Source organism: Mesorhizobium sp. 10J20-29 (assembly GCF_054130485.1).
Window position 1 is genome coordinate 4,350,364 of the sequence record NZ_CP199156.1, and the last position, 10,979, is coordinate 4,361,342.

At 65.8% G+C, this 10,979-nt stretch carries 10 protein-coding genes and 1 pseudogene; all 11 read right to left on the bottom strand.

All coding sequences use genetic code 11. The annotated features are described in order from the left end of the window. Positions 1 to 73: 73 nt before the first annotated feature. The gene (locus ACT2BZ_RS20805) at positions 74 to 1,537 is read right to left on the bottom strand and encodes a peptidoglycan DD-metalloendopeptidase family protein (protein ID WP_457937411.1); all 1,464 of its coding nucleotides are present in this window, start codon (positions 1,535 to 1,537) and stop codon (positions 74 to 76) included. 107 nt (positions 1,538 to 1,644) lie between these two features. Beyond that, a complete protein-coding gene (locus ACT2BZ_RS20810; protein ID WP_457937413.1) occupies positions 1,645 to 2,292 on the bottom strand; it encodes a protein-L-isoaspartate(D-aspartate) O-methyltransferase in 648 nt (215 codons plus the stop codon). Next, complete coding sequence (gene surE / locus ACT2BZ_RS20815; RefSeq protein ID WP_457937414.1) at positions 2,289 to 3,047, bottom strand: 5'/3'-nucleotidase SurE; 759 nt, start codon at positions 3,045 to 3,047, stop codon at positions 2,289 to 2,291. Before surE ends, ACT2BZ_RS20810 begins: the two co-directional genes overlap by 4 nt. A 7-nt stretch (positions 3,048 to 3,054) precedes the next feature. Next, entirely contained in the window at positions 3,055 to 4,392 is a 1,338-nt protein-coding gene (serS, locus tag ACT2BZ_RS20820; RefSeq protein ID WP_457937416.1) for a serine--tRNA ligase, read from the bottom strand. Positions 4,393 to 5,284: 892 nt separating this feature from the next. Next, positions 5,285 to 6,175: a twin-arginine translocase subunit TatC gene (gene tatC, locus ACT2BZ_RS20825; RefSeq protein WP_457937417.1), complete on the bottom strand. Its 891-nt coding sequence runs from the start codon at positions 6,173 to 6,175 to the stop codon at positions 5,285 to 5,287. After that, the gene (gene tatB / locus ACT2BZ_RS20830; protein WP_457937418.1) at positions 6,172 to 6,828 is read right to left on the bottom strand and encodes a Sec-independent protein translocase protein TatB; all 657 of its coding nucleotides are present in this window, start codon (positions 6,826 to 6,828) and stop codon (positions 6,172 to 6,174) included. Before tatB ends, tatC begins: the two co-directional genes overlap by 4 nt. A gap of 51 nt (positions 6,829 to 6,879) precedes the next feature. Further along, on the bottom strand, positions 6,880 to 7,104 hold the full coding sequence (locus ACT2BZ_RS20835) for a twin-arginine translocase TatA/TatE family subunit (protein ID WP_457937420.1): 225 nt from the start codon (positions 7,102 to 7,104) through the stop codon (positions 6,880 to 6,882). A 37-nt stretch (positions 7,105 to 7,141) separates the two neighbouring features. After that, a complete protein-coding gene (locus ACT2BZ_RS20840; RefSeq protein ID WP_457937422.1) occupies positions 7,142 to 8,248 on the bottom strand; it encodes an ABC transporter ATP-binding protein in 1,107 nt (368 codons plus the stop codon). Positions 8,249 to 8,296: 48 nt separating this feature from the next. Then, positions 8,297 to 9,040: an SMC-Scp complex subunit ScpB gene (gene scpB / locus ACT2BZ_RS20845; RefSeq protein WP_457937424.1), complete on the bottom strand. Its 744-nt coding sequence runs from the start codon at positions 9,038 to 9,040 to the stop codon at positions 8,297 to 8,299. Beyond that, positions 9,037 to 9,834 (bottom strand): segregation and condensation protein A, encoded by a 798-nt coding sequence (locus ACT2BZ_RS20850; RefSeq protein WP_457937426.1) that lies wholly within the window; start codon positions 9,832 to 9,834, stop codon positions 9,037 to 9,039. Before ACT2BZ_RS20850 ends, scpB begins: the two co-directional genes overlap by 4 nt. Positions 9,835 to 9,890: 56 nt before the next feature. Further along, positions 9,891 to 10,909: pseudogene (nagZ, locus tag ACT2BZ_RS20855) on the bottom strand (beta-N-acetylhexosaminidase). Positions 10,910 to 10,979: the final 70 nt, after the last annotated feature.

The following is a 10,979-nucleotide window of genomic DNA, read 5'->3' on the forward strand; positions in this document are numbered from 1 at the left end:
CCCGCCCCTTGCGGGAGCGGGCCAAGCGGGCAGACCGGACTGGAGGTCAGGCGGTCCACATTCTTTTCTAGTTCTATTCGAGATAGGTGGACGGATCGACCGGCGCCGAGTTCTTGCGCACCTCGAAGTGCAGCTTCGGCGCGTCGGTGGTGCCGCTCATGCCCGAGACCGCGATCTCCTGGCCGCGCTTGACCTTCTCGCCGCGCGCCACCTTGAGCTCGCTGGCATGGCCGTAGACGGTGACCAGACCGTCCTCGTGGCGGACGAGAACCGTGTTGCCGAATTCCTTGAGCCCGTCGCCGGCATAGATGACGACGCCGTTCTCGGCAGCCTTCACCGGAGTGCCTTCCGGCACCAGGATGTCGATGCCGTCGTTCGACTTGCCGCCGCCATTGCCATACCTGGAGATGACGCGGCCGCGCACGGGCCAGCGCATGCGGCCGATGCCGGTTGCGTCGGGTGCGGTCTCGTCGGCCTGCTCGATGACCTTCTCGGTCTTCTTCGGCGGCGTATAGGACGCGACGTTTTCAGTCTTCGCAGGCGCGGTGGTGGCCGTCGTAACCGGATCGGTCTTGGCCGGTGCCGCGCTGACGACGCGGGTCGAACCACCGCCTGACGGGATCTTGAGCGTCTGCCCGATGCGGATGAAGCCGTCGTTCATCCCGTTGGCCTGCTTGATGTCGGAAACGCTGACGCCGGTATTGCGCGCGATCCTGGACAGCGTGTCGCCGGACTGGACGGTATAGGTGCCGGATCCGCCGGCTTTCGCCTGGCTGCCGTCCGTATTCGACGTCGACGGTGTTGAATCACCCTGTCGCGGCTTCGGCTGCTGCGGCAGCACGGCAACCGTCTCGCCCTGCTTGTCGGGCTGGCTGGGCTTCTTGTCGCCCCGCGAGGAGCTCGCATTGGCGGTCTTGGGATTGCTGTCGGGCGACGAGACCGGCGCCTTCTTGGAATAGACGTAGGTCGGGATGAGCACCGTCGAGCCGGCCTTCAGGCCGTCCGACTCGGAGATCCCGTTGGCCTGCATGATGACATCGGCCGGAACGCCGAAGCGGCGCGACAGGTTGTAGACGGTCTCGCCCGACTTCACGGTAACGCGGGTGCCGCCGGCGTTCGACCAGCCCTTGGTTTCTTGCTGGATCGGCGCTTCCTGTACGGCGGGAGCCTGGTCGCGGTAATCCTCGACCGGCGCCATGGCCGGGGCCGACGCGACACGCATCGGCTCGGATGACTGCTGGCTGGCGGATGAAGTCGACACTGGCGCCAGGGCGCCGCGGCTGACCGATCCCGAATAGGTGCCGTCTACCGGCGCTGCGGCGATCGGCTGCGTATCGGCCGGATAAGGCTGGGTGCCGTTCTGCGGGATGATTGCGCGCTGGTTGGGCGTCGAGGCGGTAAAGATGCCGTCGACCCCGCTGCCGCCATTGAAGCGGGCCACCTGGGAACTGCACCCGGAGGCGACACCCGCGATCACCAGGACCGCTGCACCACGCGACAAGATGCGTCCATTACGACGTAAAACACTGAATTGCATGGCACCAACCCGCACATACTCGAAACACAACTGGCATGATTAAAGCGCGTTAATCTTACTTGTCGGTTAAGGCAGCGGATTTAATGCGAACTTTATTGAGGATTGATTCAGATGGCTGCGGCAATGCCGCTGGCGATCGGCTGCAGACGAACGATTCCGATCTCCTCGCGCTCGAAGCGGCTGCCGACCTTGGTCAGCTTGGTAAGCACCTGTTCGCCCTCGGCGGGACCTATCGGCGCGATCATGATGCCGCCGCTCGATAGCTGGTCGACGAAGTTGCGTGGCAGGCTTTCATAGGCCGCCCACACGATGATGCGGTCGAAGGGTCCCTCGGCCGCAAGGCCGCCCGCACCGTCTGCCTGGCGCACGAAGACGTTGGTGAGGCCGAGTGCCTCGAAGCGGCGGCGCGCCTGTTCGGTCAGCGTCTTGAAGCGCTCGACCGTGACCACGCGCGCGGCGAGCCGGGCCATGACGGCGGCCGTGTATCCGGAACCGGCGCCGATCTCCAGCACCCGGTGACCGGGTTCGATGGCCAGCGCATGCACCACCTGCGCCTGCAGGTCCGCGCCCTCGATCGCCTCGCCGCATTCGATCGGCACCATGCCTTCGGCCCAGGCGGCCTCCTGCCAGCGCTCGGGAACGAAGTCGCCGCGCGGCGTCGCCTCGAAGGCGGCGATCAGTTCCTTGCCGACGATGCCCTTGCCGCGCAGGCGCAGCAGGAACGCGGCAAATCCTTCGCGGCCGTCGAGTGTCATGCAAGCGCCTTCGTCAGTTGGTCGTGCAATTCATGCGCCGTGAGGTCGAGCTTCAGCGGCGTCACCGAAACGTAGCCCGATTTCACCGCATGCAGGTCGGTGCCCTCGCGCAGTTCCGTTTCGTCGCGCCCGAAGCGCAGCCAGTAGTAAGGCAGGTTGCGGCCGTCCGCGCGTTCCTCGACGCCGAGATTGTAGGCGAGCTTGCCCTGCGCGGTCACCCGCGTGCCCTTGACGTCGGCGGCCGCCGTGTTGGGGAAATTGAGGTTGAGGAAGACACCTGCCGGCAGGTCGATCGACAGCAGCCTGTCGATCAGCGCCGGCGCCAGCGCCTCGCTGGTTGCGTAAGGCACGACGCGCTTCTTGTTCTCGACCGAATAGGCCTGGCTCAGCGCCATAGAGCGGATACCGAGCAGCGTGCCTTCCAGGGCTCCGGCAACCGTGCCCGAATAGGTCACGTCGTCGGCGATGTTGGAGCCCGAATTGACGCCTGACAGGATCAGGTCCGGCGGCTCGGGCAGCAGGCGGCGCACGCCCATGATGACGCAATCGGTCGGCGTTCCGCTCAGCGCGAACTTCTTCTCGTCGATCTCGCGCAGCCGCAGCGGCTGCGACAGCGAAAGCGAATGGGCAAAGCCCGACTGGTCGGTTTCCGGCGCGACGATCCAGACGTCGTCGGAGATGGTACGCGCGATACGCTCAAGGCAGGCGAGCCCCTCGGCGTGGATGCCGTCATCATTGGTGAGAAGAATGCGCATCGCCGGCTTATCGAACCTCGATCTTGGTCAGGCCGCCCATATAGGGCTTCAAAGCTTCAGGAATCATGACGCTGCCGTCTTCCTGCTGGTAGTTTTCCATCACCGCGATCAGCGCGCGGCCGACCGCCGTACCCGAACCGTTGAGCGTGTGGACAAAGAGATTGCCCTTGCCGCCCTTGTCCTTGTAGCGGGCATTCATGCGGCGGGCCTGGAAATCGCCGCAGACCGAGCAGGACGAGATCTCGCGGTAGGCGTTCTGGCCGGGCAGCCAGACCTCGATGTCGTAGGTCTTCCGGGCGCCGAAACCCATGTCGCCGGTGCACAGCGTCATGGTGCGGAACGGCAGTTCGAGCCGCTTCAGCACTTCCTCGGCGCACTCGGTCATGCGCTCGTGCTCGGCAATCGAGCTTTCCTGGTCGGTGATCGACACCAGTTCGACCTTGTAGAACTGGTGCTGGCGCAGCATGCCGCGCGTGTCGCGCCCGGCAGAGCCGGCTTCCGAGCGGAAACAGGGCGACAGCGCGGTGAAGCGCAGCGGCAGCTTTTCGTGCGCGGTGATTTCCTCGCGCACGAGGTTGGTGAGCGGCACCTCGGCGGTGGGGATCAGCCAGCGGCGGTCGCTGTCTGGCTCCCACGGCTCTCCTGCAACGGTCGGCGTGCCGGCCGCAAGGTAGAGGTCCTCGGCAAACTTCGGCAACTGACCCGTTCCGAACATCGCCTCGTCGCGAACCATCAGCGGCACCTGCACTTCCTCGTAGCCGTGCTCGGTCGTGTGCAGGTCGAGCATGAACTGGCCGAGCGCGCGTTCGAGCCGCGCAAGCTGGCCCTTGAGCACGGTGAAGCGGCTGCCCGAGAGCTTGGCGGCGCGCTCGAAATCCATCTGGCCGAGCGCCTCGCCGATCTCGTAGTGCTCCTTGACCCAGTTGGGACGTTCGGGCGTCTTGCCGACCTTGTGCTTCAGCACATTGTCCTTCTCGTCCGCTCCGACCGGCACGTCGGCGGCGGGAATGTTGGGCAATTCGGCCAGCGCGCCCTCGAGCTTCGCACCGAGCTCGCGTTCCATGGCCTCTGCGCCCTGCAGGAAGGACTTGATCTCGCCGACCTCGGCCTTGAGCGTCTCGGCCAGCGCGGAATCGCCCGACCGCATGGCGTTGCCGATCTCCTTGGAGGCAGCGTTGCGGCGCTCCTGGCGCTCCTGCAGCTTGCCGAGATGGGCGCGCCGGTCCTCGTCGAGCGCAACGAGTTCGTCAACCTTGGCCTGCGCCTCGTCACTGGACCATTGCCGCTTCACCAGGGCTTCGGCGAGAGCCGTGGGATTGTCGCGGATCCATTTGATGTCGAGCATGTGAGACGGTTCCCTGACTGTGGGCTGAGGGGGTAAACCGCATCCCGGCAGGTTTCAAGACGGGGGCCGTGGCGGGCCGGCATTTTTCCGTTCAAAGTCCGGCTGGGCAATAGGCGAGCGACCTCCTTGCCACGCCCCGAATCCGGTCTGGCCATTGATCCTTCGACAGGCTCGGGATGAGGGTCGAAGGATAGTCGGGAAGCGGGGCGCAGGGCCGAGCCTCTCAGATATTAGTACGTGGCGCAGCTTCTGCGCCCCGCCGACGTTCTTGCCCTGCCGCAGGGAGCAACGAGTTTCACGCACACGCCTCGGCCAGGGCCCGGGTGTGTGGATGACAATGTCCAACCGCGCCACCGTTTCGCGCAGCCACCCGGCGCCGTCCCCTGCTACGCTCGCCCGGTTCGCGACCCCGCGTTCCCGTACAGGAGATGACGCCATTATGCGGGAGGGTTTGGGGGCGTGGATGAAGCGGGCATGCCGACACTCGCCAAGCCGTGATCCAGAAGGGATTTTTCGAGCGAGAGACTGTATTTCATCCTCGCTCGGAGCCGAGCGAGCTCGTCATCCCGGCCAAGCGGCGAAACCGCGCCGAGCCGGACTATTGGGCGGCGCAACCGGGTCGATGGGTGAGTTCGGCGCTGATCGGTGCGCGATCAAAGACCGGGCAAGGCAGGACGATGCTGGCAGCGCCAGCACGAGGACCGGACCGTGCCCGACGAAGTTCGGCCAATGGTCCCGGGTCGCCGCTCGCTGGGCTCGCTTGCCCGGGATGACGCGCGTGGGAGGTGTCGCAGGCAATCGAGCAAGAACCTGCGGCACGTCCTATTCCGCGTCGCATCCCGGACAGGCGGTAAAGCCGCGCCGAGCCGTGTCCCATCGGGAAGCGCGGCCGTTACGCCTCGTCCGGCTTCTCGTCGGCGGCTTCGGCGGGCTTGGTCTTGCCGGCCGCGGCCTTTTCGGCGGCCGCTTCGGCCGCTTCCTTCTTTTCCTTCGCCAGTCGCTCGTTCTCGCGCTGGCGCTCGACCATGCGGGCAGCCCAGATCGAGATTTCGTAGAGCAGGATGGTCGGCACCGCGAGGCCGATCTGGCTGACCGGATCGGGTGGGGTCAGAACGGCAGCGACGACGAAGGCAATGACGATCGCCCATTTGCGCTTGTCGACCAGCGCGGCCGAGCTCAGCAGCCCGACGCGCGCCATCAGCGTGGTGACGACCGGCAGCTGGAACACCAGGCCGAAGGAGAAGATCAGCGTCATGATGAGGCTGAGATACTCCGACACCTTGGGCAGCAGCGAGATCTGAACCTCGCCGCCCTCGCCCGTCTGCTGCATGGCGAGGAAGAACCACATCACCATCGGGGTGAAGAAGAAATAGACCAGCGCGGCGCCGATCAGGAACAGGATCGGCGAGGCGATGAGGAACGGCAGGAAGGCGCCGCGCTCGTTCTTGTAGAGCCCGGGCGCAACGAATTTATAGACCTGCGCGGCGATCATCGGGAAGGCGATCACCATGCCGCCGAACATCGCCAGCTTGATCTGCGTGAAGAAGAACTCCTGCGGCGCGGTGTAGATCAGCTCAACCCTGCCATCGCCGATGCCGGCCCAGCCGACCGCCCATTTGAACGGGATGACCAGCAGGTTGAAGAGCGCCTTAGCGAAGAAAAAGCAGACCAGGAAGGCAACGAAGAAACCGCCAAGCGCCCACATCAGGCGCGACCGCAGCTCGATCAGGTGATCGATCAGCGGGGCGGAGGATTTGTCGATTTCGTCCTGATCCGTGCTCACTTAGCGTTTCCCGCCGGTTTTTTCTTCGGAGTGGCGGCTTTCGCCGGTTTTGCAGCGGCCTTCACAGGAGCAGCGGCGGGTTTGGAAGCCGCAGCGGTGGCCTTCGTCGCGGCCGCCTTCGCAGGCTTGGCAGCCGGCTTGGCGGCTTTCGCAGCAGCAGTGCCCTTCCCGGCCGGGGCGGCTGCCGGTTTTGCAGCCGCAGCGGCGGTGCCGCCGGCTTTGGCGACCGAGGGATCGTCCATTGCCGGGAAATTGCCGGCCGGTGCGGCCTTGGCCGGCTGGTCGGCAGCACCCGGCACCGCCGTGGCTCCCGACTTCAGCGGCTCGGAAGACGTCGCCGAGGGTTTCGGCTTCATCGCCGTGTCGAGGCCGGAGCGGACATCGGCTGCGGCCTTCTCGAACGGATTCAGCTGCTTCTTGATCTCGTTTGCGGGGTTAAGACTCCGCAATGCGTCGACGGATTCCTTGACCCCATCGAGCTCGGCTTCCTTCAGCGCCTCGTTGAACTGCTTCTGGAAGTCGCCGGCCATGCCGCGCAACTTCTTCGTGGTCTGCCCAAAGGTGCGAAGCATCTTGGGCAAATCCTTGGGTCCGACGATCACGATCATGATGACCGCGATCACCAGCATCTCGGTCCAGCCGATATCAAACATGGCGCTCGTTCCGGCTCAAAGGCACGCGACCGTCCCTTGCGGGACGGGCAATCAGCTCTTGGAGGCCTTTTCCTTCGTCGCGCGCACGGGCTCGTCGGTGCGGTGTTCGACGGTCTTGGGATCGACGACCTCTTCCTCGTCGTCCGCCATGCCCTTCTTGAAGCTCTTGATGCCCTTGGCCATATCGCCCATGAGCTCGGGAATCTTGCCGCGACCGAAGATCAGCAGCACGACCACGAGGACGATCAGCCAGTGCCAGATTGAAAACGAACCCATTGTCACTCTCTTTCGAATTTTGCGTTCAGACGATGATCTATGCGTTTTCGTCGCCGGATACAAACACAAGTACGTCAGACTTTCGCAGCGAAAGCCAGAAATCTCGTGTCGAGGGAGACAAGCGGCCGCACCTGACGCTGGCCTTGACCGGCTTATCGGCGCCCGGAACGGCGAATTCGATCAGTTCAACGACGCCGAGATAGCGGCGCGACAGGATGCGCGCCTCGATCTCGCCTTCCGTCTCGCTGACGTCGAAGCCGGACATGCGCACGGCGACCGTGGCCTCGTCGCCATCGGCGAATCCCGGCGCCTCGACGCGGCCGACCGGCGTGTCGACCATGCCGCCGCTGGCGCGGACCCGGAAGCAGTTGAGCTCGGAGAAGAAGCCGGCGGCAAACAGGTTGACCGGCCTGAGGTAGATTTCCTCGGCGCGGCCGGTCTGCACCAGCGCGCCGTCCCTGAGCAGCGCGATGCGGTCGCCCATGCGCATCGCCTCCTCCGCGTCATGCGTGACGACGATGGCCGTGGCACGGCTTTCGCGCAGGATGGACAGCGTCTCGGCGCGTACGGCGTCCTTGAGGCGCGAGTCGAGACCGGAAAAGGGTTCGTCCATCAGGAGGACAGCCGGCCGCGGCGCCAGCGCCCTGGCAAGCGCCACCCGCTGCTGCTCGCCGCCCGACAGCACGTGCGGATAGGCATCGGCATAATGGGCGAGCCCGACACGCGAGAGCGCGATTGACGCCTCCTTGCGGGCCTCGTCGCCCGACAGCGCGGTCAGGCCGAAGCGGACGTTGTCGAGGATGGTCAGGTGCGGAAACAGCGCGAAATCCTGGAAGACCAGGCCGATCGAGCGCTTTTCGGGCGGCAGGAACACCGAAGGCCCGGCGATCTCGCGGTCGTTGAGGATGACGCGACCCGCGGTCTGCGGCTCGATGCCGGCGGCGATGCGCAACAGCGTGGTCTTGCCGGAGCCGGAGGGTCCGAGCAGGCACAGCACCTCGCCCGGTTCGGCCGAGAAGCTGACGTCGTTCAGAGTCTCGGAGCCGTTCGCATAGGCATGGCTGATGCGCTCGAAGGCGAGCCGTGCGGCGAAAGTGACGCCGGCAGTGACCCTGCTTTGCGAATGTCGGTCCTGGGTTTTCACGCAAGAACTCCGGATCAGCGGGAGCGGCTCTGCGCTCCGGCGTCCGGGTCAATCATCTGTGACGCGGGGTGTCAACAGACCGAGTTCCTCGAGGTCGATGTCGGTCAGCGGATCCTCGTCCTCGCCGAGCAGATCGGGATCGGAAGGCGGCAGCGGCACCGAGAAATTGCTTGGCATGCGCGCCGACAGCAGGCCGGCGCCCTTGAGCTCCTCCATGCCCGGCAGGTCGCGGATCTCTTCCAGGGCGAAATGGTCGAGGAACTGCTCGGTGGTGCCGTAGGTGACCGGACGGCCCGGCGTGCGGCGGCGGCCGCGCATGCGGATCCACTCGGTCTCCATCAACAGGTCGAGCGTGCCCTTGGAGGTCTCGACGCCGCGGATATCCTCGATCTCGGCGCGCGTTACCGGCTGGTGGTAGGCGATGATGGCCAGCACCTCCAGCGCGGCGCGCGACAGCTTCTTCTGCTGCACGGAGTCGCGGCTCATCAGGAAGCCGAGGTCGCCGGCGGTGCGGAAGGCCCAGGCCTCGCCGACACGCACCAGGTTGACGCCGCGGCGGGCGTAGATCTGCTGCAGTTCGGCCATCGCGGCGGGAATGTCGATGCCGTCGGGAAGCCGCTGCGCGAGCTGCTTGTCGCTGACCGGCTCGGCGCTGGCGAAGACGATCGCCTCGGCCATGCGCACGGCTTCGGCAAGATGCAGCCGCTCGGCCGGGTTGCGGGCCGGCGCGTCGCTGTCCGGCTCGGCGCCGACCGCGAAGGGAACGACGGATGCGTTGGCGCTTTCGCTCATGAGGCCACCTCGACGGGTCGGGCTTGCTGACGGTTGCGCAGGTAGAGCGGCGCGAAGGCCTCCTGCTGGCGGATTTCGACGACGCCCTCGCGCACCAGTTCGAGGCTGGCGGCGAAGGAGCTGGCCGTCGCGGTCGCGCGTTCCTCGGGGCTCGCCAGATAGTCGAGCAGGAACTTGTCGAGCGCGGTCCAGTCCTTGAAGCTGCCGACCAGCCGCGTCAGGATGTCGCGCGCTTCCTTGAGCGACCAGACGCTGCGCTTGGCGATGCGGACATTGTTGATCGCCTTGCGCTGGCGCTGCACGGCATAGGCGGTGAGCAGGTCGTAGAGCGAGGCGGCGTATTCGTTGCGCTTCTCGACGATGACGAGCTCGGGCATGCCGCGCGCAAAGACGTCGCGGCCGAGACGGTTGCGGTTGACCAGCCGCGCGCCGACGTCGCGGATGGCCTCGAGGCGCTTCAGGCGGAACTGCAGGACGGCGGCCAGTTCCTCGCCGCTTTCGCCCTCGTCGCCCGGCTGCTTGGGGATCAGCAGCTTCGACTTCAGGAAGGCCAGCCATGCGGCCATGACGAGGTAGTCGGCCGCGAGTTCCAGCCGCAGCTTGCGCGCCTGCTCGACGAAGATCAGGTATTGTTCGGCAAGCGCCAGGATGGAGATGCGGGCGAGATCGACCTTCTGGTTTCGCGCCAGGTGCAGCAGCAGGTCGAGCGGGCCTTCGAAGCCGTCGACGTCGACGACCAGCGACGGGTCGCCGGTCAGGCGCGCCTCGTCGTTGCCGGCCCACAGTCTGTCCATGGGCGCCGACTTGGCTGGCTTCGTTTCCGCTGCTTCCGCCACTGCTGGCAGGTCTCCTATGCTACCGCCTCGAAATAAGTTGCGAACTCGGCACGCAGTTCCGCCTCGTCCGATGCGTCCGTATTGCCGACATGGCCGAGCGCCAGGTTTGCGCGTTCCAGCGGCTTGCCGTAGAGCCCGCCGGTGCGCGATGCGATGCCGGCCATTTCCTCCATGACGCCGTTGCAGTGAAGGACCAGATCGCAGCCCGCCGCAAGGATTGCCGCCGCCTTTGACGGGAAATCCCCAGAAAGCGCCTTCATCGAGGTGTCGTCGCTCATCAGCAGGCCGTCGAAACCGATCTCGCCGCGAATGATCTCCTCGATGACCTTGCCCGAGGTGGTCGCCGGGTTGTCCGGATCGACGGCGCTGAAGATGACATGGGCCGTCATCGCGGCGGGAAGATGGTTGAGCTGGCGGAACGGCTCGAAATCGTGGCGCTGCAGTTCGACCAGCTTGGCATCGACTGTCGGCAGCTCGAAATGCGTGTCGGCGAAGGCGCGGCCGTGGCCCGGGATGTGCTTCATCACCGGCATCACGCCGCCGGCCATGAGACCCTCGGCAGCCGCGCGGCCGAGCGCGATGACGGCGTCGGGCTTCTTGCCGTAGGCGCGCGCGCCTATGACGTCGCTGGCGCCCTCGATCGGCACGTCGAGCACCGGCAGGCAGTCTGCCGTGATGCCGTAGCGCGAGAGGTCGAAGGCGTGCAGCCGGCCGAGCAGCCAGGCAGCGCGCTCGCCCTCGTCATGGTCGTCGCGCCACAGTGCGCCGAGTGCCGCGCCGGCCGGATAGTCCGGCGCCAGCGGCGGGCGCAGGCGCTGTACCCTCCCCCCTCCTGGTCGATGAAGACGGGCGCGTCGTCGCGGCCGACGCAGTCGCGCATTTCGGCGACCAGGTCGCGGATCTGCTCGGGCTCGCTGACATTGCGGGCGAACAGGATGAAGCCCCATGGGCATTCGCCCCGGTAGAAGCGAACTTCCTCCCGGCTGAGCGACTTGCCGAGGCACCCAAGGATCATGGCTTTTGATTCGGTCATGGCACAAAGTTACCGTGAACCGCGCAATGCCGCATCCTTCAATTCACGAGCCCCGCAACGCAAAACCGGC